The 23,508-nt window shown below is 60.8% G+C and carries 21 protein-coding genes and 1 pseudogene; 12 read left to right on the top strand and 10 right to left on the bottom strand.

Going from position 1 to position 23,508, the window contains the following annotated elements; translation table 11 throughout:
- Positions 1–25: 25 nt before the first annotated feature.
- The 5 genes from CO657_RS13440 to CO657_RS13420 all read left to right on the top strand — a co-directional run bounded on the left by CO657_RS13440 (position 26) and on the right by CO657_RS13420 (position 5,362).
- Complete coding sequence (locus CO657_RS13440) at positions 26–1,285, top strand: ABC transporter substrate-binding protein (protein WP_054182652.1); 1,260 nt, start codon at positions 26–28, stop codon at positions 1,283–1,285.
- A gap of 210 nt (positions 1,286–1,495) precedes the next feature.
- On the top strand, positions 1,496–2,443 hold the full coding sequence (locus tag CO657_RS13435) for a carbohydrate ABC transporter permease (protein WP_054182653.1): 948 nt from the start codon (positions 1,496–1,498) through the stop codon (positions 2,441–2,443).
- Positions 2,444–2,452: 9 nt separating this feature from the next.
- On the top strand, positions 2,453–3,292 hold the full coding sequence (locus CO657_RS13430; RefSeq protein WP_012558407.1) for a carbohydrate ABC transporter permease: 840 nt from the start codon (positions 2,453–2,455) through the stop codon (positions 3,290–3,292).
- A gap of 44 nt (positions 3,293–3,336) precedes the next feature.
- Positions 3,337–4,350 carry a Gfo/Idh/MocA family protein gene (locus CO657_RS13425; protein ID WP_054182753.1) on the top strand — a complete coding sequence of 338 codons (1,014 nt, stop codon included), beginning with the start codon at positions 3,337–3,339 and terminating at the stop codon, positions 4,348–4,350.
- 10 nt (positions 4,351–4,360) lie between these two features.
- On the top strand, positions 4,361–5,362 hold the full coding sequence (locus tag CO657_RS13420; protein WP_054182654.1) for an ABC transporter ATP-binding protein: 1,002 nt from the start codon (positions 4,361–4,363) through the stop codon (positions 5,360–5,362).
- Positions 5,363–5,460: 98 nt separating this feature from the next.
- Here the strand turns inward: CO657_RS13420 and CO657_RS13415 are convergent, their stop codons facing one another.
- Positions 5,461–5,766 (bottom strand): NIPSNAP family protein, encoded by a 306-nt coding sequence (locus tag CO657_RS13415; protein ID WP_054182655.1) that lies wholly within the window; start codon positions 5,764–5,766, stop codon positions 5,461–5,463.
- Positions 5,767–5,948: 182 nt separating this feature from the next.
- Positions 5,949–6,454 (bottom strand): annotated as a pseudogene (locus CO657_RS13410) (TOBE domain-containing protein); the annotation flags it as partial.
- Between the two features lie 461 nt (positions 6,455–6,915).
- On the opposite strand from CO657_RS13410, the gene CO657_RS13405 reads away from it, so the two are divergent.
- Positions 6,916–7,944, top strand: a complete 1,029-nt coding sequence (locus tag CO657_RS13405; protein WP_054182656.1) for a trans-3-hydroxy-L-proline dehydratase — start codon at positions 6,916–6,918, stop codon at positions 7,942–7,944.
- A 76-nt stretch (positions 7,945–8,020) separates the two neighbouring features.
- Here CO657_RS13405 and CO657_RS13400 read toward each other — a convergent pair whose 3' ends face one another.
- From CO657_RS13400 to CO657_RS13380, 5 genes are all read right to left on the bottom strand, one after another.
- The gene (locus tag CO657_RS13400) at positions 8,021–9,082 is read right to left on the bottom strand and encodes an ABC transporter ATP-binding protein (RefSeq protein ID WP_003593295.1); all 1,062 of its coding nucleotides are present in this window, start codon (positions 9,080–9,082) and stop codon (positions 8,021–8,023) included.
- 12 nt (positions 9,083–9,094) lie between these two features.
- The gene (locus CO657_RS13395; RefSeq protein WP_054182657.1) at positions 9,095–9,883 is read right to left on the bottom strand and encodes an ABC transporter permease; all 789 of its coding nucleotides are present in this window, start codon (positions 9,881–9,883) and stop codon (positions 9,095–9,097) included.
- Positions 9,880–10,773: an ABC transporter permease gene (locus CO657_RS13390; protein WP_012558402.1), complete on the bottom strand. Its 894-nt coding sequence runs from the start codon at positions 10,771–10,773 to the stop codon at positions 9,880–9,882. Before CO657_RS13390 ends, CO657_RS13395 begins: the two co-directional genes overlap by 4 nt.
- Before the next feature lie 72 nt (positions 10,774–10,845).
- Positions 10,846–11,949 carry an ABC transporter substrate-binding protein gene (locus CO657_RS13385; protein ID WP_003593298.1) on the bottom strand — a complete coding sequence of 368 codons (1,104 nt, stop codon included), beginning with the start codon at positions 11,947–11,949 and terminating at the stop codon, positions 10,846–10,848.
- Between the two features lie 191 nt (positions 11,950–12,140).
- Positions 12,141–13,013 carry a MurR/RpiR family transcriptional regulator gene (locus CO657_RS13380; RefSeq protein ID WP_003593299.1) on the bottom strand — a complete coding sequence of 291 codons (873 nt, stop codon included), beginning with the start codon at positions 13,011–13,013 and terminating at the stop codon, positions 12,141–12,143.
- A 177-nt stretch (positions 13,014–13,190) separates the two neighbouring features.
- Between CO657_RS13380 and CO657_RS13375 the strand changes: the two genes are divergently transcribed.
- The 6 genes from CO657_RS13375 to CO657_RS13350 all read left to right on the top strand — a co-directional run bounded on the left by CO657_RS13375 (position 13,191) and on the right by CO657_RS13350 (position 20,849).
- Entirely contained in the window at positions 13,191–13,961 is a 771-nt protein-coding gene (locus tag CO657_RS13375; RefSeq protein ID WP_054182658.1) for an N-formylglutamate amidohydrolase, read from the top strand.
- Between the two features lie 119 nt (positions 13,962–14,080).
- Positions 14,081–15,637, top strand: coding sequence for an amino acid permease (locus CO657_RS13370; RefSeq protein WP_054182659.1), 1,557 nt, complete (start codon positions 14,081–14,083; stop codon positions 15,635–15,637).
- Between the two features lie 146 nt (positions 15,638–15,783).
- On the top strand, positions 15,784–17,148 hold the full coding sequence (locus CO657_RS13365; protein ID WP_054182660.1) for a glutamine synthetase family protein: 1,365 nt from the start codon (positions 15,784–15,786) through the stop codon (positions 17,146–17,148).
- A 240-nt stretch (positions 17,149–17,388) separates the two neighbouring features.
- Entirely contained in the window at positions 17,389–18,774 is a 1,386-nt protein-coding gene (locus CO657_RS13360; protein WP_054182661.1) for an aldehyde dehydrogenase family protein, read from the top strand.
- The gene (locus tag CO657_RS13355) at positions 18,771–19,922 is read left to right on the top strand and encodes an iron-containing alcohol dehydrogenase (RefSeq protein WP_054182662.1); all 1,152 of its coding nucleotides are present in this window, start codon (positions 18,771–18,773) and stop codon (positions 19,920–19,922) included. Before CO657_RS13360 ends, CO657_RS13355 begins: the two co-directional genes overlap by 4 nt.
- 228 nt (positions 19,923–20,150) lie before the next feature.
- A complete protein-coding gene (locus CO657_RS13350) occupies positions 20,151–20,849 on the top strand; it encodes a ParA family protein (RefSeq protein WP_003593307.1) in 699 nt (232 codons plus the stop codon).
- Positions 20,850–20,904: 55 nt separating this feature from the next.
- On the opposite strand, the gene CO657_RS13345 is transcribed toward CO657_RS13350, so the two are convergent.
- Genes CO657_RS13345 through CO657_RS13335 form a run of 3 tightly spaced genes read right to left on the bottom strand, consistent with a single transcriptional unit; the run spans position 20,905 to position 23,504 of the window.
- Positions 20,905–21,660 carry an ABC transporter ATP-binding protein gene (locus CO657_RS13345; RefSeq protein WP_054182663.1) on the bottom strand — a complete coding sequence of 252 codons (756 nt, stop codon included), beginning with the start codon at positions 21,658–21,660 and terminating at the stop codon, positions 20,905–20,907.
- 1 nt (position 21,661) lies between these two features.
- Positions 21,662–22,501: an ABC transporter permease gene (locus CO657_RS13340; protein ID WP_082366262.1), complete on the bottom strand. Its 840-nt coding sequence runs from the start codon at positions 22,499–22,501 to the stop codon at positions 21,662–21,664.
- A 34-nt stretch (positions 22,502–22,535) separates the two neighbouring features.
- Entirely contained in the window at positions 22,536–23,504 is a 969-nt protein-coding gene (locus tag CO657_RS13335; protein WP_054182664.1) for an aliphatic sulfonate ABC transporter substrate-binding protein, read from the bottom strand.
- Between the last annotated feature and the right edge of the window lie 4 nt (positions 23,505–23,508).

Below are 23,508 nucleotides of genomic sequence, written 5' to 3'. Positions count from 1 at the left end.
CGGCGCCTGAAAACAGGAGAGGGAAATGAAAAACACTGCTCTGAAAAGCTTCCTGCTTGCCTCCAGCCTGCTGACATCGGCTGGTCTCGTCCATGCCGCCGACGTCACGCTGACTGTGGAAAGCTGGCGTAACGACGACCTGCAGATCTGGCAGGAGAAGATCATCCCGGCTTTCGAAGCCAAGAACCCGGGCATCAAGATCGTCTTCTCGCCGACCGCGCCGACCGAATACAACGCGTCGCTGAACGCCAAGCTCGATGCCGGCTCCGCGGGCGATATCATCACCTGCCGTCCGTTCGACGCCTCGCTCGAACTCTTCAACAAGAAGCAACTCGTCGACATCACCAGCCTGCCCGGTATGGAGAACTTCTCGCCGGTCGCCAAGGCCGCCTGGTCGACCGACGACGGCAAGTCGACCTTCTGCGTGCCGATGGCTTCGGTCATCCACGGTTTCATCTACAACAAGGATGCCTTCGACAAGCTCGGTATATCAGTGCCGAAGACGCAGGACGAATTCTACGCGGCGCTCGACAAGATCAAGGCCGACGGCACCTATATCCCGCTCGCCATGGGCACGAAGGACCTCTGGGAAGCCGCAACCATGGGCTACCAGAACATCGGCCCGAATTACTGGAAGGGCGAGGACGGCCGCGACGCCCTGATCGCCGGCAAGCAGAAGCTGACCGATGCCGACTGGGTCAAGCCCTATGAAGAGCTTGCCAAGTGGAAGCCCTATCTCGGCGACGGTTTCGAAGCCCAGACCTATTCGGACAGTCAGAACCTCTTCACCCTCGGACGCGCCGCCATCTATCCGGCCGGTTCCTGGGAAATCGCGCTCTTCAACACGCAGGCGCAGTTCAAGATGGGCGCCTTCCCGCCGCCGGTTCCGAAGTCCGGCGACCAGGGCTACATCTCCGACCATCCGGATATCGGCGTCGCCCTGAATGCCAAGAGCAAGCATGCCGAGGAAGCCAAGAAGTTCCTCAGCTGGGTCGCTTCGCCCGAGTTCGCCGACATTTACGCCAACTCCCTGCCGGGCTTCTTCAGCCTGAACTCCAACCCGGTCAAGATGTCCGATCCGCTTGCTCAGGAATTCGTTTCCTGGCGCGGCCCGTACAAGTCGACCGTGCGCTCGACCTACCAGATCCTGTCGCGTGGCACGCCGAACCTTGAAAACGAGACCTGGGTCGAGTCGGCCAACGTGATCAACGGCACCGATACGCCGAAGGTCGCTGCCGAAAAGCTCCAGAAGGGCCTCGACAGCTGGTACAAGCCGGCCAAGTGATGTGATCGGGGGCTGCGTTTGCGGCCCCTCATCCGGCCTGCCGGCCACCTTCTCCCCGCGAGCGGGGAGAAGGAGACTCGCAGCGACCTCCCAGCCCGATCTGATCAGGGCGCGTTCCCTCTCTTCCCAGGTGGGTAGAGGGTCAGGGTGGGAGCATGTTTTCCATCTGCGCTGCGCCTCGCAGCCAGTCGACAAGAACAGGCAAAAGCCATGAGCGAAACCGACAACGCGATCGATATCGTCCCGATCAAGCGCCCGGTGCGCTGGCACATTTTCGTCTTCATGCTGCCCGCGGTGATCGTCTATTCCGCCGTCATGGTGCTGCCGCTCATCGAAACGCTTCGGCTTTCGCTCTACAATATCGTCGACGGTCAGCCGGCCTTCGTCGGACTTGCGAATTTCCAGGTGCTGTTCGGCGATCCGCGCTGGGCGCATGATTTCTGGAATGCGCTCGTCAACAACCTGATCTTCTTCGCCATCCACATGTGCGTGCAGAACCCGATCGGCGTCGCGCTTGCCGCCCTGCTTTCGGTACCGAAGCTGCGCGGTGTCGCCTTCTACCGCGCGGCGATCTTCCTGCCGACGCTGCTCTCCTTCGTCATCGTCGGCTTTATCTGGAAGCTGATCCTTTCGCCGATCTGGGGCGTGGCGCCCTGGATGCTCGATCTCATCGGCTTGAAATTCCTGTTCGCGCCCTGGCTCGGCAAGCCCGGCTCGGCGCTGATCGCCGTGTCGCTGATCTCCAACTGGCAATATATCGGCATTCCGATGATGCTGATCTATGCCGCCTTGCTCAGCATCCCCGAAGAGGTGATCGAGGCGGCCGAATGCGACGGCATCACCGGCTGGGCCCAGTTCTGGAAGATCAAGCTGCCGCTCATCCTGCCGGCGATCGGCATCATCTCGATCCTGACATTCGTCGGCAATTTCAATGCCTTCGACCTGATCTACACGGTTCAGGGCGCGCTCGCCGGACCCGACATGTCGACCGATATTCTCGGCACGCTGCTCTACCGCACCTTCTTCGGTTTCCAGCTTCAGCTCGGCGACCGCTCGATGGGCGCGACGATCGCAACGGTGATGTTCCTCATCATTCTGGCCGGCGTCTCGCTTTATCTTTTCGTCATCCAGCGGCGCATGCGTCGCTACCAGTTCTGAGGAGCGCGCATGTCCAAGGCACGCACATCTCCGATCCGCACCGGCCTCGTACATCTGGCGCTTGGCGCCTATACGCTGGTCGCGCTGTTTCCGGTTTTCCTGACCGTCGTCAACTCGTTCAAGGATCGCGCCTCGATCTTCCGTGAGCCGCTGATGGTGCCGACGCCGTCGACCTTCAGTCTGGTCGGCTATCAGACGGTGCTGGGGCAGGGGGATTTCGCCACCTATTTCCAGAACAGCTTCATCGTGACGATCGTCTCGATCCTGCTGGTGCTGCTCTTCGGCGCCATGGCGGCTTTTGCGCTCTCGGAATACCGTTTCCGCGGCAACACGCTGCTCGGGCTCTATATGGCGATCGGCATCATGATCCCGATCCGTCTCGGTACGGTGGCAATCCTGCAGGGCATGGTGGCGGCAGGCCTCGTCAATACGCTGACGGCGCTGGTCCTCGTCTACACCGCGCAGGGCATACCGCTGGCAATCTTCATCCTGTCGGAATTCATGCGCACGGTTTCGGACGATCTGAAGAATGCCGGGCGCATCGACGGGCTTTCCGAATATGCGATCTTCTTCCGCCTGGTGCTGCCGCTGGTGCGCCCCGCCATGGCGACGGTCGCCGTCTTCACGATGATCCCGATCTGGAACGATCTCTGGTTCCCGCTGATCCTGGCGCCCTCCGAGGCCACGAAGACCGTGACGCTCGGCTCGCAGATCTTCATCGGCCAGTTCGTCACCAACTGGAACGCGGTGCTGGCGGCGCTGTCGCTGGCGATCCTGCCGATCCTCGTCCTCTACGTCATCTTCTCGCGGCAGCTGATCCGCGGCATTACGTCAGGAGCCGTCAAGTGAGCCCCGAGAAACCCATCCGCGTCCTCGTTGCCGGCCTCGGCAACATGGGCCGCAGCCATGCGCTCGCCTATCACGACAATCCAGGCTTCGAGATCGTCGGTCTCGTCAACCGCTCGACGCCGAAGCTGGAGCCCGAGCTGCAGGCCTATACGATCCATCCCGATTTCCTGACGGCACTCGCCGAGCTGAAGCCGGACCTCTGCTCGATCAACACCTATTCCGACAGCCATGCCGATTACGCCGTCGCCGCCTTCGAGGCCGGCTGCGACGTCTTCGTCGAAAAGCCGCTGGCGACAACCGTCGCCGACGCCGAACGGGTCGTCGCTGCGGCGAAGAAGGCAGGCCGCAAGCTGGTGATCGGCTATATCCTTCGCCATCACCCGTCATGGACGAAGCTGATCGAAGAAGCACGCAAGCTCGGTCCGCCTTACGTCTTCCGCATGAACCTCAATCAGCAGTCCAGCGGCCCGACCTGGGCGACGCACAAGTCGCTGATGCAAACCACCTCGCCGATCGTCGATTGCGGCGTGCATTATGTCGACGTCATGTGCCAGATCACCGACGCCAGGGCGGTCGAGGTGCGCGGCATGGGGCTGCGGCTCTCTGACGAGATCGCCGCCGACATGTATAATTACGGCCAGTTGCAAGTGCTCTTCGAGGACGGTTCGGTCGGCTGGTACGAGGCGGGCTGGGGGCCGATGATCTCCGAGACCGCCTTCTTCGTGAAGGATGTGATGTCGCCGAAGGGCGCGGTGTCGATCGTCATGGATCCGAACGCTAAGTCAGACGATATCGACACGCACACCAAGACCTCGGTGATCCGTCTGCATACGGCCGAAACCGGCCCGGACGGCAAGTTCATCCGGCCCGACCAGGACATGCGGATGACGGGCGAGCCCGGTCATCAGGCGCTCTGCGACCTGGAACAGGCCTTCATGCTGAGGGCGATCCGCGAGGATCTCGACCTCAATCGCCATATGGCGGATGCCGTGGCGTCGCTGCGCATCTGCCTTGCCGCCGACGAGAGCGTGCGCACCGGCCAGCCGGTCAGATTATAAGGAAAAATCAGTGGGATCACTTCAACTCAAATCCATCCGCAAGACCTATGGCACGCATGAGGTGCTGAAGGGCATCGACCTCGAGGTGAGGGATGGCGAATTCGTCATCTTTGTCGGGCCATCGGGCTGCGGGAAGTCGACGCTGTTGCGCAGCATTGCCGGCCTCGAGGACGTCACGTCGGGCGCCGTCGTCATCAATGGCCGCGACGAGACGCTGACGCCGCCGGCCAAACGCGGCATCGCCATGGTGTTCCAGTCCTATGCGCTCTATCCGCACCTGACGGTCAAGGATAATATGGGGCTTGGTCTCAAGCAGGCCGGCACGCCCAAGGACGAAATCGACAGCCGTGTCAGCAAGGCATCCGGCATGCTGTCGCTTGCCCCCTATCTGGCGCGGCGGCCGGCCGAACTATCAGGCGGCCAGCGCCAGCGCGTTGCGATCGGCCGCGCCATCGTGCGCGAACCGGAACTCTTCCTGTTCGACGAGCCGCTGTCGAACCTCGATGCGGCGCTGCGTGTGCAGACCCGCCTCGAGATCGCCCGGCTGCACCGCAGCCTGAAGGCAACGATGATCTATGTCACCCACGACCAGGTCGAGGCGATGACGCTTGCTGACAAGATCGTCGTGCTGAATGCCGGCGCGATCGAACAGATCGGCTCGCCGATGGAACTTTACAATCGCCCGGCTAATGTCTTCGTCGCCGGCTTCATCGGCTCGCCGCAGATGAATTTCATCGCGGCCGAAAAGGTCGGCGATCACAGCGCCAAGACGATCGGCGTGCGTCCCGAACACATGACGCTGTCGCGCGAGCAGGGGAGCTGGGCGGCGAAGGTCGTGCATGTCGAGCATCTCGGCGCCGACACGATCATCTATCTGGAATCCGATCAGTGCGGCTTGCTGACGGCGCGTCTGTTCGGTGAACACCAATATGAACCTGATGAGATCGTTTATGCGACACCGGATCAGGCCCGTGTGCACCGGTTCGATGTGGACGACCAGGCGATCCGCTGAGCGTATCACAGAAAGAAAAGCCCGCCGGTGAACTGACCCTATAAAGTCGGACAGTTTACAGTGCGGGGCTTTTATTTCAGCCTGTTGCGCCAGTTCGATCAGCCGAGAACCGGCCGCATGAAGCTGCGCTCATAGCTGATGATGCTGCGGTTGCGTTTGTCGAGTTCGAAAGCGGCCTGACATTCCGGATCGCTTGCCATGCGCGTGCGATAGTCCTCGTAGGCGGCAAGGCTCGGGAATGAAAACAGCGCAATGGCAACGTTGTTGGCGCCTTCGGATGGCAGGAAATAACCGTGATGGGTGCCGCCCATCCTGTTGACGATCGGAATCCAGAGCCGGGCATATTCCTCGAATTCGGCAAGCTTGTAGGGATCGATCACATAACGCAGGTGGCAGGTAATCATTGACATATCTCATCGTGTAAAATACCAGGCGGACGGTCGCAATGCTCACCTTCTGGCACCGAGTTCAGAGAGTTCAAGTGCTTTGCCGTGATGGCTGCATCACGATTGGTGATAGGTCGGTCGGCCTGAAATGAAAAGGGCGCCGTTTCGCGGTGCCTTTTGCGTGAGCGGTATTGTCAAACTCAGTCGCGGATGACCAGCAGATCGGCCGCCATGAAGCGCAGCGTGACGGTTTCGCCGGCCTGCGGCGGGGTGACGCCCGGGCTATTGAACATGTCGAAGGAGATGACGTTGCCGCCGACATTCGTGCGGGTGCGGATGGCCGACCCCAGGAGGTGGGCTGAAACGACTTGGCCGGTGAGCGCGATATCGCTTCTGGCGGTGTCGGAGAGCGAGCCTGCTTCCGGGCGTAGCGCCAGCGAGATGGTTTCGCCGGCCTTGTGGGCTGCGCCGACTGCTTCAGCATGATGTTCTTATCGCCGATCTGGATGCGGTTGGCGTCGGGGTCGACGACCTTGGCTTTAATGAAGTTCAGCGTGCCGACGAAAGAGGCGACAAAACGCGTTGCCGGCGTATTGTAGATCTCGAAAGGCGAGCCAATCTGGTCGGCTTTGCCGGCATTCATCACGACGATGCGGTCGGAGATCGACAGCGCCTCTTCCTGATCGTGGGTGACAAGCAACGAAGACCAGCGGCAGCGTCTGCTCCCGGGCGTCACGAGCGTCGACAGCGCACGTCGCGAACTTGCCGGGGCACATTGCCTGAGATGGAAGACGCAGATCTCATCATTGTCTGAGTGTTCCCATCGCGCTTCCCGCATCCCCAAGATCGCGCGATGCTCGTCGTCCGCGGCCTGGAGACAGGTGAAACCCTGTCGTCGGCGAAGCGGATCGTGGTCAGGATCATACCTTCGCTGGCGCCGGAATATCGTCGTCGCTGCTTACCGCAGCGCAATCTCCTTTCTGCTCGCGTTCTGCCGTCGCCCTGAGGTCGCTCTCACTTGACTTTCTTATCGTATATCGTATACGTTATTTCAAGTTGAAGGGTGTGGCCTCCACGGATTAGCTTTCCTGCAATTTCGGCCGCGAGATTGCTGTACGGTTTTGTCGGACGGCTCCAACTTCGAAGAACAGATGCGGGGAACATCAAATGCGTACCTCCAAGATCGTGCATATCGTCAGCTGCCATGCGGAAGGTGAGGTCGGCGACGTCATCGTTGGCGGCGTTGCCCCGCCTCCGGGCGCAACGGTGTGGGAGCAGTCGCGGTGGATTGCCGAGGATGAGACGCTTCGAAATTTCGTGCTGAACGAACCCCGCGGCGGCGTGTTCCGCCATGTCAACCTGCTTGTCCCGCCGAAGAACCCCAAGGCGCAGATGGGCTGGATCATCATGGAGCCGGCCGACACCCCTCCGATGTCGGGTTCAAACTCCATGTGCGTGTCGACCGTGCTGCTCGATACCGGGATCATCCCGATGCAGGAGCCAATCACCCGCATGATCCTCGAGCCGCCGGGCGGCCTGATCGAGGTCGAGGCCGAGTGCCGCAACGGCAAGGCAGAACGCATCCGCGTCCGTAACGTCCCTTCCTTTGCCGACAAGCTCGATGCCAGGATTGAGGTCGAAGGTATTGGTACGGTCACGGTCGATACGGCCTACGGTGGGGACAGTTTCGTCATCGTCGATGCGGCGTCCATCGGGTTCAGCCTTCGACCGGACCACGCCCGCGATATCGCTCGCATGGGCGTCAAGATCACCGAAGCCGCAAACGAGCAGCTCGGCTTCAAGCACCCCGCCAATGATTGGGGCCATATCTCCTTCTGCCAGATCACCGATCCGGTCGAGATGAGGGATGGCGTGTTCTGGGGTAAGAACGCGGTCGCCATCCGTCCGGGCAAGATAGACCGTTCTCCCTGTGGCACGGGATGTTCGGCTCGCATGGCCGTGCTCCACGCCAAGGGCCAGATGAAGGCAGGCGAAAAGTTCGTCGGCACCTCGCTGCTGGACACGGAATTTCACTGCAGCATCGATAGCGAAGTCGACATCAACGGCAAGCCCGGCATCATCCCGATTATCTCGGGTCGCGCATGGGTCATCGGCACGAAGCAGCTCATGGTCGATCCGGCCGATCCGTTCCAGGCCGGCTACCGCCTCTCCGACACCTGGCCGATGGACCTTTAAAGAGGCGACTATACCGCTAAGCAACGAAAAAGGCGCCGTTTTTTGCGGCGCCTTTTGCATGGGTGGTTCGTCAAGCTCAGTCGCGGATAACCAGCAGATCGGCCGCCATGAAACGCAGCGTCACCGTTTCGCCGGCCTGCGGCGGGGTGACGCCGGGGCTGTTGAACATGTCAAAGGAAATGACGTTGCCGCCGACATTCATGCGGGTGCGGATGACCGACCCCAGGAAGTGGGCCGAGACGACCTGACCGGTGAGCGCAGTATCGCTTCTGACGCTGTCGGAGAGCGAGCCTGCTTCCGGGCGCAGCGCCAGCGAGATGGTCTCGCCGGCCTTGTGGGCTGCGACCGACTGCTTCAGCGTGATGGCCTGATCGCCGATCTGGATGCGGTTGGCGTCGGGATCGACGACCTTGGCCTCGATCAGGTTCAGCGTGCCGACGAAGGAGGCGACGAAGCGTGTTGCCGGCGTGTTGTAGATCTCGAAGGGCGAACCGATCTGGTCGGCCTTGCCGGCATTCATGACAACGATGCGGTCGGAGATCGACAGCGCCTCTTCCTGGTCGTGGGTGACGAAAACCGTGGTGATGCCGAGCTGCTGCTGGATCTGGCGGATTTCCTCGCGCAGCGAGACGCGGATCTTGGCGTCGAGTGCGGAGAGCGGCTCGTCGAGCAGCAGCACCTGCGGCTTGACGGCAAGCGCTCGAGCAAGGGCTACACGCTGCTGCTGGCCACCCGACAATTGGTAGGGGAAGCGGTCGGCCAGGTGATCGAGTTTGATCAAGCCGAGCATTTCCTTGACGCGGGCGTCAATTTCGGGCTTGGGGGCGCCGGCGACCTTCAGGCCGAAGGCGACATTGTCGTGCACCGTCATGTTCGGAAACAGCGCGTAGGCCTGGAAGACCATGCCGATATTGCGCTGGTTCGGCTTCAGTGCGCTCTGGTCCTTGCCGTTGATGGTCAGCGTGCCGCCGGTCGGCGTTTCGAAGCCGGCGATCATGCGCAGAACGGTTGTCTTGCCGCAGCCCGACGGTCCGAGGAAGGAGACGAATTCGCCCTTCTCGATGTTCATGTTGAAGTTCTTGACGACCTGGACCGGGCCGAAGGATTTCTGAATATTGTTCAATGTGAGAAAGGACATGAGCCGAATACCTTAAGCCTTTGCCGGGCGGGCTTTGCCGAAGCGGGAAACGAGGTTGAGCAGGCCCATGCTGAGCCAGGTGATCGAGAAGGCGATGACGGCAAGCGCCGAAGGCTCGTAAGCCTTGTTGGCACCGACGAGCTGCAGGTAGGGGCCGAAGGCAGGACGGTTGAGCAGGGCGGCGAAGGTGAATTCGCCCATGACGATCGCGAGCGTGATGAAGGCACCCGACAGCACGCCACTCATGACGTTGGGGAAAATGCACCTGAACATGATGGTCGTCCAGCGGGCGCCGAGGCTCTCGGCCGCTTCCGTGAGGGTGCGGACGTCGATGGCGCGCATGGCGGTGTCGACGGCGCGGTACATGTAGGGCAGCGACAGCGTGATGTAGGAGAAGACCAGCAGAACGTTGGTACCGGTCGTCGAACCCGTCAGCGGCAGATAGGACGACGAGTTGTACATCCTGAGATAACCGAAGACGATGACGATTGCCGGAATGACGAGCGGCAGCAGCGTGATGAATTCGACGACCGGGCGCATCTGCGGCAGCCGCAGCCGCACCCAGTAGGCCGTCGGCACGACGAGCAGCATGCCGAAGACAATGGTCAGAAGCGCCATCATCATGGAGTAGCCGAAGGTCTCGCGGAACTGGGCGTCCGAGAAGACCGACTGATAGGCATCGAGACTGTATTCACCGCGGCGCATGCGCAGCGAAAATTCAATGGTGCCGATTAGCGGAATGATGAAATAGGACGCGCCCAGGATGATGGCGATCCAGGCTCCGAGACGTTGCGCTTTCATTTCTGCCACCGTTCGGCGCGCATGCGCAGCATGAGGTAAAGGACATTGGAGACGCCGGTGATCACGATCATTCCGAGCGCGATGGCGTAACCGAGGTTGGCATTGTGCAGAACGTCGCCGCGGATCTGCGCGTAGAGTAGGATCGGCACGATGTTCAGCGAACTGCCGGTCAGCGCGAAGGCGGTGGCGATGGCGCCGAAGGCGTTGGCGAAGAGCAGCAGGGTCGTGCCGAGCAGGCTCGGCCAGAGGATCGGCAGCGCGACCATCGTCCAGTACTGGCGGTTGGTGGCGCCCAGGATCTGCGAGGCTTCGCGCCATTCCTTCTTCATGCCGTCGAGCGCAGGAGTCAGGATCAGCACCATCAGCGGGATCTGGAAATACATGTAGGTGATGGTGAGGCCGAGGAAGGACAGCAGGTTGAAGCCGGTGCTGTAAAGGTTGAAGTCGAACCATTCCCGCAGGAAGACCGTCACGAGGCCGGTGCGGCCGAGCGTTGCCAGAAAGGCGAAGGCGAGCGGCACGCCGGCGAAATTGGAGGCGACGCCGGAGAAGGTCAGAAGCGTCGAGCGCACCGAGTTCGGCAGGCCGCCGAGCACGACGGCCCAGGCCAGGAAAAAGCCGATCAATGCGCCGCCCAGAGCCGAGGCGACCGAGACGCGGATACTGATCCAATAAGCGCTCATGATCGACGGCGTAAAGAGATCGCCGATATTCTTCAGCGTAAAACTGCCCTCAGGTGTCAGGAATGCGCCGGCCACGAGATAAAGCGTCGGGATGATCAGAAACAGCAGCGAGAAGATAATGAAGGGTGCAATGCCCAGCCAGTCGATCACGCGATCTCTGTTGATCAAGGGGGCGCTGCTGACCATAGGCGTTGAGACGGTGCTCATGGAAAAGCTCATCCTGGGGCGTCGGAGTGAGAAAACCTCCCCGCCATTGCGGCGGGGAGGCAGGATCAGAGGTTACTTGACGCTGGCGCCAACCACGGAATCCCAGTTCTTGGTGATGGTTTCCTTGCCGGCGGCCTGCTCTTCGAGCGTCGGGAAAACAGCCTTTTCATAGGCTGCTGCCGGCGGCAGCTTGTCGAGCAGGTCCTTCGGGATCTTGTTGTTCTTGGCAAGATCGTTGAAGCGGATCGGGTGGCAATAGCCCTTCAGCCAGCCGAGCTGACCTTCGTCGGAATAGAGGTATTCCATCCAGAGCTTGGCAGCGTTCGGGTGCGGAGCGAAGGCCGAAATCGCCTGGACGTAGACACCGGCAACGACGCCCGTCTTCGGAACGACAACCTCGAACGGAGGATTGCCCTTGAGGCTCTGGCCCCAGGACAGGGCGTTGTAGTCCCAGGCGACGATGATCGGCGTCGAGCCCTGCGCGAAGGGAGCAGCCTTGCCGACGACGGGCACGAAGTTGCCAGCCTTGTTGAGTTCAGCAAAGAACTTCAAGCCTTCTTCGCCTGCCTTGGCCGCGTCACCGCCTGATGCGGAAAGACCAGCAGCATAGACGCCCTGGACGGCCTGGTTGGCCGTGCGCGGATCGCCTGCAAGCGCGACGGTGTTTGCGTAGTCGCTCTTCTTCAGGTCGGTCCAGTCGGCCGGCGATTCCTTGACGAGGTCCTTGTTCACGAGGAACGAGAGAACGCCGTAATAGTCGCCGTACCAGAAGCCTTCGGCATCCTTGGCCGTGTCCGGGATAGAATCCCAGGTGGAAACCTTGTAAGGCTGGATCAGGCCGTCCTTCTTGGCGGACGGACCGAAGGAGAGGCCGACGTCGATGACGTCAGGAGCCTGCGGGCCGGTGTTGCCCTTGTTGGCCTTGATGGCTTCGACTTCGTCGCCCGAACCGGCGTCCGGGTTCAGTTCGTTGACTTCGAGGCCATACTTGGCCTTGAAGCCGGCAATGACGTCGCCGTAGCCGCACCAGTCGTGCGGAAGAGCGATCGTGGTCAGGGTGCCTTCCTTCTTGGCGGCGGCGATCAATTCAGCGCTCGGCTCGGCGGCGGCAATCGCGGTCGAAGCCACGATCATCGCAGTAGAGAGCGACAGAAGTCGAGAAATGTTAGAGATCACTGTTGTTCTCCTTCGGGTTTTCAGTGTCTGGCGATGCTGTTAATCAGCTTACATGAAGCTTGTGTGACGGGTGGATGACGTTAACTTTGCTATGAATAGCAGGCGTTTGCGACACGTGTTTTATTTGCGACGACACGACCTGTTTCCGCGAAAGTCCGTCCTTGTTCTCCTCTTTGTTTTTCTTGTCCCTCCTAACCCGGTTTGCGGAAAAGCTTGGTCTGCTCGAACAAGCCCTCAAGCGTCTTCATGCGCTCCTTCGTCTCGTCCCAGGTGGAATTCTGAACGGCCTCGATGAGCGCTTCGACGATGAAGAGGGTGACGACGGAGGAGTCCCAAGCCGACGGCGCCTCGATCCGAACGCGGAAGGCATGCCGGGCGAGCTTGGCGGCGGGCGAGCTCCACTGGTCGGTGAAGACGACGATTTCTGCGCCGCGTTTGCGAGCGGCAGTGGCAAGGCTCACCATCTCCTGCTCGTAGCGGCGGATGTCGAAGATGATCAGAATGTCACCGGCATTCATGTTGAGAGCATATTGCGGCCAGCTGCTGGAGTTCGAAGACAGCAGCGTCGTCGCCGGCCGAATCACCTGCATGTGGGTGAAGAAATATTCGGCAAGCGCGCCGGTGATGCGGCCGCCGACGAAATAGAGGCCGCGCTTGCGGTCCGACAGCAGCGAGGCAACGCTGTCGAAAGTCGCGGTGTCGAGATCGGTCAGCGTCTGGCGCAGATTGCTCATGATGGCATCGGCGAAGCGGTTGAGGATATGCGTGCCGGGTGCGTTCTGGGCCCAGCGGTCGTGCTTGGCGATCGGGTTGGAGATCGTCGCCTCGACCTCCAGATGCAGATGCGCCTGAAAGTCCGGATAGCCCTTGAAACCGAGCTTTTGCACCATGCGCACGACGGTCGGCGTCGAAACGCCGGCATTCTCGGCGATCGTGGTGATGCTGCCAAGACCGGATACCGGATAATTGTCGAGAAGGCTTTCGGCCAGTTGCTTCTCGGCGCGCGTCAGCACCCCGAAATGCGAGTGTATGACGTCCGAAACCGTCTTCGACGCAACTGTCACTTAACGATGCTCCCCGGGATGGTCTGGCGCCACTTTCCCACTCAAAGTTAACAACGCTGTCATAATCCATGTCAACTACTGTCATGAAAAGAAATTTTCAGTCGACGCTTGACAGTGACCGAAACCTGAAGAATTCTTTTCTTGTAAAGATTTTATTAAGGGATAGGAGTGGCGCCATTGGTGCTGGCCGGGCCGAAAATCCTCAGCGAAGCGGACGGCGATTGCGTCGGGATCGAGCGCGTCGGCGGTCGAAGCCCGGTGCTGCTCGTCTGCGAGCACGCTTCGAATGTGCTTCCCGCTCATTTCGGTGATCTTGGCCTGCCCAGCGAAGCGCTCTTAAGCCACATTGCCTGGGACCCGGGGGCTCTTTCGGTCGCCCGCGGCATATCGGAAGGGCTCGATGCGACGCTCGTCTATCAGCGCTTCTCCCGGCTGATCTACGACTGCAACCGGCCGCCGAGTTCACCCGGCGCCATGCCTGAAGCAAGCGAGATCTATGCCATTCCCGGCAACACGGATTTGACCGCCGAAGAACGGCTTGCGCGCACCGACGCGCTCTATGTGCCTTTCCACGACGCCATCCGCGGACTGATCCGCGATCGCCGGGCGAGGGGCCAAGACAGCATCATCGTGACGATCCACAGCTTCACGCCGGTCTATCACGGCCGCGAACGCGCCGTCGAACTTGGCATATTGCACGATGAGGACAGCCGGCTCGCCGACCGCATGCTGGAGGCTGCGGCCGAGGCGCCGCTTTACAGGACGGAACGCAACCAGCCTTACGGGCCCGAGGACGGCGTGACCCACACGCTGATCCTGCACGGGCTTTCGAACGGCTTGCGCAATGTGATGATCGAGGTCCGCAACGACCTCGTCGCAGACGATGTCGGCCAAGGGGTCATGGCCGACTATCTAAAAGGGCTGCTCCAGCAAAGCCTGGACGCCTGATAAAAAGAAGACCCGAGGGAGCAGTCTAACTGCGAACGTCCGCACGGCGCAAATGCCGCGGGCAATTTGGCACTGAACCGGCCCGCAATCCCGCGGCCGATCGTGAACAGGGGGAAGTCATGTCGGATTATTCCGAACTGGATAAGAAGCAGGATGTGCACATCCTGCATTCCATGGGTTATGCCCAGGAACTCGAACGACGCATGAGTTCGTTCTCGAACTTCGCCGTCTCATTTTCCATCATCTGCATCCTCTCCGGCGGCATCAATTCGCTGGCGCAAGCGACCTCCGGTGCCGGCGGCGCGGCGATCGGCATCGGTTGGCCTGTGGGATGCTTCGTTTCGCTCGTCTTCGCCATCGCCATGGCGCAGATCAGTTCGGCCTATCCGACGGCCGGTGGGCTCTATCACTGGGGCTCGATCCTCGGCAACCGCTTCACCGGCTGGCTGACCGCCTGGTTCAACCTGCTCGGGCTCGTCACCGTGCTCGGCGCCATCAACGTCGGTACCTATTATTTCTTCATGGGTTCTTTCGGCACCACCTATCTCGGGCTGACGGACACGACGACGGTGCGCATCATCTTCCTCGTGATCATCACCGGCGCGCAGGCGCTCGTGAACCACATGGGCATCGGATTGACCGCGAAGCTGACCGACTTTTCGGGTTATCTGATCTTCGCGAGTTCGATCGCGCTGGCGGTCGTCTGCCTCGCGGCGGCACCCTCCTATGAGATCGGCCGGCTCTTTACCTTCGCCAATTATTCCGGCGAAGCCGGCGGTAATGTCTGGCCGGCCACTTCCGGCGCCTGGGTCTTCCTCCTCGGTCTGCTGCTACCGATCTATACGATTACCGGCTACGACGCTTCGGCGCATACGTCGGAAGAGACGGTCAAGGCCGCCGAATCGGTGCCGCGCGGCATGGTCGCCTCGGTGCTTTGGTCGGCGCTTTTCGGCTACATCATGCTGTGCGCCTTCGTCCTGATGCTGCCGAATATGGATGATGCTGCAAAACAGGGCTGGAACGTGTTCTTCTGGGCGATGGACAGCCAGGTCAACCCGATCGTCAAGGATATTCTCTATCTCGCCATCTTGGTCAGCCAGTGGCTGTGCGGCCTTGCGACGGTCACTTCGGTCTCGCGCATGATCTTCGCCTTCTCGCGTGACGGCGGCCTGCCGGCTTCGAAGGCGCTTTCGAAGGTCAGCCCGCAGTATCGCACGCCGGTGGCAGCGATCTGGACCGGCTCGATCCTGTCGGTGCTGTTCGTCTGGGGTTCCTCGCTGGTTTCGATCGGCGACACGCCTGTTTATACGATCGTCGTCGCGTGCACGGTCATCTTCCTGTTCTTCTCCTTCGCGATCCCGATCACGCTCGGCCTCTTCGCTTGGGGCACGTCGAAGTGGGACAAGATGGGTCCGTGGAATCTCGGTGAAGGCGTCTTCAAGCTCTTTGCCGTGCTGACTGTCATCGCGATGATCCTGATCTTCGTTCTCGGCATCCAGCCGCCGAATGAATGGGCGCTCTACATCACCGTCGGCTTCCTCCTCGTCACCGCGATCGTCTGGTTCGGTTTCGAAAGCCGGCGCTTCAAGGGACCGCCGATCGGCGCCGAAGTGGCAAAGCGCCAGGCCGAAATCGCGGCAGCCGAAGCGGCGGTTGGCGAAAGCGGCGAAAAGTAAGCATCGAGGCTTCCCTCTCAAATGGCGGGGCCGCTCCTGCGGCCCCATCACCGGTTCAACGAAAAGGCATCAGGCCCACTATCTGGCCGAGCGCATGCGATTTCGTTGCCCCGATCTTCTCAATTCCAATGTCAGGCGGATCAACCATGAGCAGCTACACGTTCGACGATCTCAAGAAGGATGTTGCCGAAGGGCGCATCGATACGGTTCTGGCCTGCCAGGTGGACATGCAGGGCCGGCTGATGGGCAAGCGTTTTCAGGCGGAATATTTTGTCGAGAGCGCCTGGAAGGAAACGCATAGCTGCAACTATCTGATCGCCACCGACATGGAGATGGAGACGGTTTCCGGCTACAAAGCGACGAGCTGGGAAAAGGGCTACGGCGACTATACGATGAAGCCGGATCTGGCGACGCTGCGCCGCATTCCCTGGCTCGAGGGCACCGCGCTGGTGCTCTGCGACATGCTCGACCATCACACCCATGAGGAGGTCGCCCATTCGCCGCGTGCGATCCTGAAGAAGCAGGTGAAGCGGCTCGAAGACATGGGCATGAAGGCCTATATGGCCTCCGAGCTCGAATTCTTCCTGTTCGACCAGAGCTACGAGACGGCGCAGGCGTCCGGCTACCGAAACCTCAAGCTCGTCAGCGCCTATAACGAGGACTATCACATCTTCCAGACCACCAAGGAGGAGGAGGTGATGCGGGCGATCCGCACCGGGCTGCAGGGCGCCGGCATTCCGGTCGAAAACTCCAAGGGCGAAGCATCCGCCGGCCAGGAGGAGATCAACGTGCGTTATGCCGATGCGCTCGCCATGGCCGACCGTCACGCGATTATCAAGAACGGCTGCAAGGAGATCGCCTGGTCGAAAGGCAAGGCCATCACCTTCCTCGCCAAGTGGAATTACAATGCCGCCGGCAGCTCCTCGCATATCCACCAGTCGCTGTGGAGCCTGGAGGAAAAGCCGCTGTTCTTCGACCATACCGGCAAATACGGCATGTCGCCGCTGATGCATAATTATGTTGCCGGACTTCTCGCCCATGCGAGCGAGATCACCTATTTCCTGGCGCCCTACATCAATTCCTACAAGCGCTTCATGGCCGGCACTTTCGCGCCGACCAAGGCGATCTGGAGCAAGGACAACCGCACCGCCGGCTACCGCCTCTGCGGCGAGGAAACCAAGGGCATCCGCATCGAGTGCCGTGTCGGCGGCTCCGACCTCAATCCCTATCTCGCCTTCGCTGCGCTTCTCGCCGCCGGCATTGACGGGATCGAGAACAAGCTCGAGCTCGAAGCTCCCTTCGTCGGCGACGCCTATGGCGGCAAGGATATTCGCGAAATTCCGCGCACGCTGCGTGCAGCGACGACCGCAATGACGGAATCGGCAATGCTGCGCAAAGCGTTCGGCGATGATGTGATCGACCATTATACCCGTGCTGCCGAATGGGAGCAGGAAGAATACGACCGCCGCATCACCGATTGGGAAGTGGCGCGTGGGTTCGAAAGAGCTTAATAGCATTTCGCGGGCTTGCACCTCACCCTAACCCAACCGGGGTCGAGCCGCTGGTCTCGACCCGTCCTTCGGACCCCCGTAAAACGGGGAGAGGGGACTTGCCATACGAGAGGTAGATGGGACGGAGAGGCTGCGGCCATCCCTCCTTCGCCCCGTTTACGGGGAGAAGGTGCCGGCAGGCGGATGAGGGGCTCATGCCCTCGACGAAATTTTTGATCAATACGAGGACGGAAATCGATCATGGCAATGATCCAATGCATTTCACCGGTTGACGGGTCGGTCTATGCCGAGCGCGCCGCACTTTCTTTCGATGCCGCCAAGGATGTGGTGGCGCGGGCCCGCAAGGCGCAGAAAGCCTGGGCGAAACGGCCGCTCGAAGAGCGCGTGCAGTTGGTGCTGAAGGGTGCTGCGCGGCTGAACGAAATGTCCGACGTGGTCGTGCCGGAACTTGCCTGGCAGATGGGCCGGCCGATCAAGTATGGCGGCGAATATAAGGGTTTCAACGAGCGCTCCAACTATGTCGCCTCGATCGCGGCGGATGCGCTGGCGCCTGTTGTCGTCGAGGAGAGTGATCGTTTCGAACGCCGCATCGAGCGCGAGGCGCATGGCGTCGTCTTCGTCGTGGCACCGTGGAACTATCCCTATATGACGGCGATCAACACGATCGCGCCGGCGCTGATGGCCGGCAATACGGTGGTGCTGAAACATGCCTCGCAGACGCTGCTGGTCGGCGAGCGGCTGGTACAGGCCTTCATCGAGGCCGGTGTGCCCGAGGACGTGTTCCAGAATGTCTTCCTCGATCATCAGACGACCTCGGCGCTGATTGCCGCCGGCAGCTTCAATTTCGTCAACTTCACCGGATCGGTCGAAGGCGGACGCTCGATGGAGCGGGCCGCCGCCGGTACCTTCACCGGCCTCGGCCTCGAACTCGGCGGCAAGGATCCGGGTTACGTCATGGAAGACGCCGATCTCGAGGCGGCCGTCGATACGCTGATGGACGGCGCCACCTACAATTCCGGCCAGTGCTGCTGCGGCATCGAGCGCATCTATGTGCACGAATCCCTCTACGACGCCTTCGTCGAAAAGTCGGTCGCCTGGGTGTCGAATTACAAGCTCGGCAATCCGCTCGATCCCGAGACTTCGCTCGGGCCGATGGCGAACAAGCGCTTCGCCAAGGTGGTGCGCGAGCAGATTGCCGATGCGGTTTCCAAGGGCGCCAAGGCGCTTGTCGACCCGAAACTTTTCCCGCAGGACGACGGCGGCGCCTATCTCGCACCGCAGGTTCTCGTCGATGTCGACCATTCCATGGCCTTCATGCGCGAGGAGACCTTCGGTCCGGCGGTTGGCATCATGAAGGTGAAGAGCGACGAGGAGGCACTCGCCTTGATGAATGACAGCCAGTACGGGCTGACGGCTTCGCTCTGGACCAAGGATGCCGAGCGGGCTGCGCGTCTCGGCCGCGAGATCGAAACCGGCACCGTTTTCATGAACCGCGCCGATTATCTCGACCCGGCGCTCTGCTGGACCGGTGTCAAGGAGACGGGCCGCGGCGGCTCGCTATCGATCATCGGCTTCCAGAATCTGACGCGCCCGAAATCCTTCCACCTGAAGAAAGTCACAGCATGAGCAGCAACATCACCGCAAACTGGAGCTATCCGACATCGGTCAAGCTCGGCCGGGGCCGGATCAAGGAACTGGCCGATGCCTGCAAGAGCCTCGGCATCAATAAGCCGCTGCTGGTCACCGACCGCGGTCTCGCCTCGATGGCGATCACCAAGAACGCGCTCGACATCCTCGAAGATGCCGGCCTTGGCCGGGCGATCTTTGCCGATGTCGATCCGAACCCGAACGAGAAGAACCTCGAGGCCGGCGTCAAGGCTTTCAAGGATGGCGGTCATGACGGCGTCGTCGCTTTCGGCGGCGGCTCGGGCCTCGATCTCGGCAAGTGCGTCGCCTTCATGGCCGGTCAGACCCGGCCTGTCTGGGATTTCGAGGATATCGGCAACTGGTGGACGCGCGCAAGCCTTGAGGGCATTGCCCCAATCGTCGCCGTGCCGACGACGGCGGGTACCGGCTCGGAAGTCGGCCGCGCCAGCGTCATCACCAATTCTGTCACGCATGTGAAGAAGATCATCTTCCATCCGAAGTTCCTGCCTGGTGTCGTCATCTCCGACCCGGAACTGACCGTCGGCATGCCGAAGATCATCACGGCCGGCACCGGCATGGATGCCTTTGCCCATTGCCTGGAGGCCTATTCCTCGCCCTTCTATCACCCGATGTCGGCCGGCATCGCGCTCGAAGGCATGCGGCTCGTCAAGGAATTCCTGCCGCGCGCCTATCGGGAAGGCACCGATCTCGAAGCCCGCGCCAACATGATGTCCGCTGCCGCCATGGGTGCTGTTGCCTTCCAGAAGGGGCTCGGCGCCATTCACGCGCTGTCGCACCCGATCGGCGCCGTCTACAACACCCATCATGGCATGACCAACGCGGTTGTCATGCCGGCGGTGCTGCGCTTCAACCGCAAAGTGATCGAAGAGAAGATCGGCCGGGCGGCCGCCTATCTCGGCATTTCGGGCGGTTTCGACGGCTTCTACGACTATGTGCTGAAGCTTCGCTCCGACCTCGGCGTGCCGGAGACGCTGACGGCGATGGGAATCGCTGCCGACCGTATCGACGAATTGTCGGCCATGGCGATCGAAGATCCGAGTGCGGGCGGCAACCCGGTTGCGATGACGCTCGAAAACACCAAAGCCCTGTTCAGGGATTGCTTCTGAGTATTTGGGGGTGGACCTGCAGAGCGGCCCGGAAAGCCTTGCTTTCCGGGCTTCCTTTATTTTAGCGCATCCCCAATTTTAGGGATGTGAAAAATACCGGCTGCAATTTCGGCGCGCGTGTTTGGAATTTGTTAACCATGATTAGAAAGGATGGATTAACCGCACGATGCTCCGATGGTGCGTAAAAGAGCGATTCCGGCTCGCACCATTTCCTTCCGAGGATTGAACATGCCTGTCATCACATTCGCAAATACCAAGGGCGGCGCCGGCAAGACCACCGCTGTTCTCCTGCTCGCCACCGAGCTTGCCCGCAAGGGTTACCGCGTCACCATTCTCGACGCCGATCCGCAGCACTGGATTTCGCGCTGGCACGAGATATCTGGTCATGTGCCCAATATCTCGGTGATCGATTTCGTCACCACCGCCTCGCTGCCGCTGCATATCAGCGAGAACAAGCACAATACCGACTATTTCATCGTCGACCTGCCGGGTGCACGCAATCCGCTGCTTGCCACCGCTGTCGGCCTTTCCGACCACGTGCTGATCCCGATCCAGGGCTGTGCAATGGATGCCCGCGGCGGCGCGCAGGTGCTCGAACTGCTGCAGTATCTGGACGAAAAGGCGGGTATCAAGATCGGTCATTCTGTGGTGCTGACCCGCGTCAACTCGATGGTCACGACCCGGGCGCTGCAACTCGTCAAATCACTGCTCAGCGAACGGCATGTGCCGGTGCTGGACACGGCGATCATCGAACGCTCCGCCTTCCGCGACATCTTCGACTGTGGCGGTACGTTGCACACGCTCGATCCCGCCCGCGTCAGCAATCTCGACAAGGCGCGTGAAAACGCCACCTGTTTTGCCGAGGAGATAATGAGCAAGCTGCCCGCCCGGCTGACGGCGTCGCCCCGTATGGCAACGGCGGCCTGAATACTTCCCGCATCGCAGACGAAATGCGTCCGGATTTTCCGCGACGCATTTCGCTTTAGGCGCTAGCTGTGCGGCTTCCGTCATTAAGAGAGTGAGCCAGAAGGTCGGAGAGACGCCTTTTCACGCCAGCCAATTCGTCCGACATGCGATTGCGTTGCCGGGGCAAGCCTACATCGACCACTTCGAGAATGCGTCCCGGCCAGGGGCGCATCACGACCACCCGATCCGCCAGAAACGCTGCCTCTTCAATGTCGTGCGTGACCAGCAGCATCGTCGTGGCATTCACGCGCCATAGATCAATCAGATGATCCTGAAGCTCGACACGTGTCATCGCATCGAGCGCTGAGAAGGGCTCGTCCAGTAAAAGCACGGTCGGCTTCGTCACCAGGGCACGCGCCAAAGCCACACGCTGAGCCTGCCCGCCGGAAAGCTCTTTGATCCAGCGTCTCTCGTAGCCGGCAAGCCCGATCTTCTCCAGGGCCGCCGATATCTGGCTCTCGCGTTCGCCGGTTGCCAGATGACGCAGGCCGAATCCGATATTGTCGGCAACTGTCAGCCAGGGAAAGAGTCGCGGCTCCTGGAAGACGAGGTTGACGAGCGCGTCCGGCTCCTTCAGCCGCCGTCCCTCCAGGCTGATTTCGCCCTGCGTGGGGACTTCCAGGCCCGACAGCAGCCTCAGAAGCGTGCTCTTGCCGCAGCCCGATCCTCCGATGACTGCGATCAGTTCCCCCTTGTCGACGCGCAGGGAAAAGTCCTGTAGCGCATGCGTTCCGTTGGGATAGATCTTGGATAGAGAGCGGATATCGAGCATGTCAGATCCCGCTCGCATGATTGTCACGCCAGCGCAGAAACGGCGCGGTCGCAATGAGAAGCAGGGTGTCGGTCGCCTTGCCGACAATGGCAAAGATCAGGATGGCGGCAAGGATCTGATCCGGCTTTCCGAGCTGTTGGCCGTCCACCAGGAGATATCCGAGGCCCTCCGACGCGCCCATGAATTCCGCCGCGACGACGAACATCCAACCGAGACCAAGGCCAGCGCGCAGGGCAAGGATATAGTCGGCTAGAACTGCTGGCAGCAGGATCAGACGAATAAGCTCGAACCCGGAAAGCCTGAAGACGCGGCCGACTTCGACGATGCGCCTGTCGACGCCGACGACGGCGCCATAGACCCCGAGATAGACGGGAAAGAAGACGCCGACGGCAATCAATGCGACTTTGGAGGCTTCGAAAATGCCGAACCACAGGATGAAAAGCGGCACCCAGGCAATCGACGGAATCGCTCTGAGTGCCTGGAGGGTCGGGTCGAGCAGGCGCGCGAGCGATTTGGAGGAGCCGGTCAGCGCTCCGAGCACGGTCCCGATCAGGGACCCGAAGGTAAAACCGATCGCCACTCTGCGCAGCGTCGCACTGACATGCGTTGTCAGATCTCCCGATGCTGCCAGCGTATAGACCGTATAAAGAATCCTCGAGGGCGGGGGCATCAGACGGCCCCCGACTATCCCAGCGCGGACGAGGATCTCCCAGGCGGCAAACAAAACAACTGGAAACACGAGCCCGACAATCGGGTGATCAAAAGGGGAGGCCCGACGCTGCCGGGCCTCCGCTCCTGTTTCGGTATTGTGCCATGACAGTGCGATGTTCACCAAAGACATGGGAACGCCTTTCTATCGCTCACTTCCCGCCGCTTCATTGGCCGAGAGCGGCCGAGGCATAGCTGGGATCGATCAGCGCTGAGACCGCTTGTTTGACATCGACATCCGCATTGATGACATCGGCTTTTTGCAGAGCAAGACCCGCGGCTTCGATCGTCTCGCGCTGGGCGTCGCCGATCACGGTATAGCCGAGGTTCGTACGCTCCAGCTGGCGCTCAATCACGGTATCGGGCAGCTTGGTGGCGGTAACGAGGGCGGCTTTCAGCCTGGTCGGATCTTTCAGAGCCTCGGTGCGGGCCTTCTCGTAGGATGCGAGGACGCGTTTAACGATGTCGGGGTGCGCGGCGGCAAACTCCTCGCGCACGTTGAGAACGCCCCAGCTGTTGTTTTCCGGCTTGCGATAAAACAGCACGTCGCCATCTTCGATCTCGGCCGACGCCATGATCGGATCGAGGCCCGCCCAGGCATCGACGTCACCGCGCTTCAGCGCAAGGCGACCGTCCGCGTGCTGGAGCAGAACAAGCGAAACATCCTTTTCGGTGAGACCAGCATCGGCGAGCGCGCGTACCAGGAAAATGTGCGGATCGGTGCCGCGTGTTACGGCGATGGACTTGCCTTTGAGGTCCTCAACCTTGGCAATGCCGGTATCCTTCCGCGTTACGAGCGCTGTCCATTCCGGACGCGAATACACATAGACGGACTTGATCGGATTGCCGTTGATGCGACCGATTAAAGCCGCCGCACCCGCGGTCGAGCCGAAGTCGAGGGAGCCTGCATTCAGGAATTCGAGGGCTTTGTTGGAGCCTGCGGACTGGACCCAGGTTATCTTGATCCCGTCCTTTTCGAATTCCTTTTCCAGGATGCCTTCATCCTTCAGGATGAGGCTGACCGGATTGTAGGTCGCCCAGTCCACGCGAATTTCCGAGACATCGGCAGCCCGCGCCGTGCCGATTGCAACCACACCCGCGAAGACGCTCAAAGCCAAGCGAAGAAACGATTTCATACGA

Origin of the sequence: Rhizobium acidisoli, from assembly GCF_002531755.2 — a bacterium.
Lineage (GTDB): Bacteria > Pseudomonadota > Alphaproteobacteria > Rhizobiales > Rhizobiaceae > Rhizobium > Rhizobium acidisoli.
Note: the sequence above shows the minus strand (reverse complement) of the source record. Positions and strands in the feature narration are given on the sequence as shown.

Excerpts from the sequence above, each read along its gene's own strand:
- CO657_RS13440 (WP_054182652.1), top strand. The coding sequence starts at position 26 with ATGAAAAACACTGCTCTGAAAAGCTTCCTGCTTGCCTCCAGCCTGCTG.
- CO657_RS13435 (WP_054182653.1), top strand. The coding sequence starts at position 1,496 with ATGAGCGAAACCGACAACGCGATCGATATCGTCCCGATCAAGCGCCCG.
- CO657_RS13430 (WP_012558407.1), top strand. The coding sequence starts at position 2,453 with ATGTCCAAGGCACGCACATCTCCGATCCGCACCGGCCTCGTACATCTG.
- CO657_RS13425 (WP_054182753.1), top strand. The coding sequence starts at position 3,337 with ATGGGCCGCAGCCATGCGCTCGCCTATCACGACAATCCAGGCTTCGAG.
- CO657_RS13415 (WP_054182655.1), bottom strand. The coding sequence starts at position 5,766 with ATGATTACCTGCCACCTGCGTTATGTGATCGATCCCTACAAGCTTGCC.
- CO657_RS13405 (WP_054182656.1), top strand. The coding sequence starts at position 6,916 with ATGCGTACCTCCAAGATCGTGCATATCGTCAGCTGCCATGCGGAAGGT.
- CO657_RS13400 (WP_003593295.1), bottom strand. The coding sequence starts at position 9,082 with ATGTCCTTTCTCACATTGAACAATATTCAGAAATCCTTCGGCCCGGTC.
- CO657_RS13395 (WP_054182657.1), bottom strand. The coding sequence starts at position 9,883 with ATGAAAGCGCAACGTCTCGGAGCCTGGATCGCCATCATCCTGGGCGCG.
- CO657_RS13390 (WP_012558402.1), bottom strand. The coding sequence starts at position 10,773 with ATGAGCACCGTCTCAACGCCTATGGTCAGCAGCGCCCCCTTGATCAAC.
- CO657_RS13370 (WP_054182659.1), top strand. The coding sequence starts at position 14,081 with ATGTCGGATTATTCCGAACTGGATAAGAAGCAGGATGTGCACATCCTG.
- CO657_RS13365 (WP_054182660.1), top strand. The coding sequence starts at position 15,784 with ATGAGCAGCTACACGTTCGACGATCTCAAGAAGGATGTTGCCGAAGGG.
- CO657_RS13360 (WP_054182661.1), top strand. The coding sequence starts at position 17,389 with ATGGCAATGATCCAATGCATTTCACCGGTTGACGGGTCGGTCTATGCC.
- CO657_RS13355 (WP_054182662.1), top strand. The coding sequence starts at position 18,771 with ATGAGCAGCAACATCACCGCAAACTGGAGCTATCCGACATCGGTCAAG.
- CO657_RS13350 (WP_003593307.1), top strand. The coding sequence starts at position 20,151 with ATGCCTGTCATCACATTCGCAAATACCAAGGGCGGCGCCGGCAAGACC.
- CO657_RS13345 (WP_054182663.1), bottom strand. The coding sequence starts at position 21,660 with ATGCTCGATATCCGCTCTCTATCCAAGATCTATCCCAACGGAACGCAT.
- CO657_RS13340 (WP_082366262.1), bottom strand. The coding sequence starts at position 22,501 with ATGTCTTTGGTGAACATCGCACTGTCATGGCACAATACCGAAACAGGA.
- CO657_RS13335 (WP_054182664.1), bottom strand. The coding sequence starts at position 23,504 with ATGAAATCGTTTCTTCGCTTGGCTTTGAGCGTCTTCGCGGGTGTGGTT.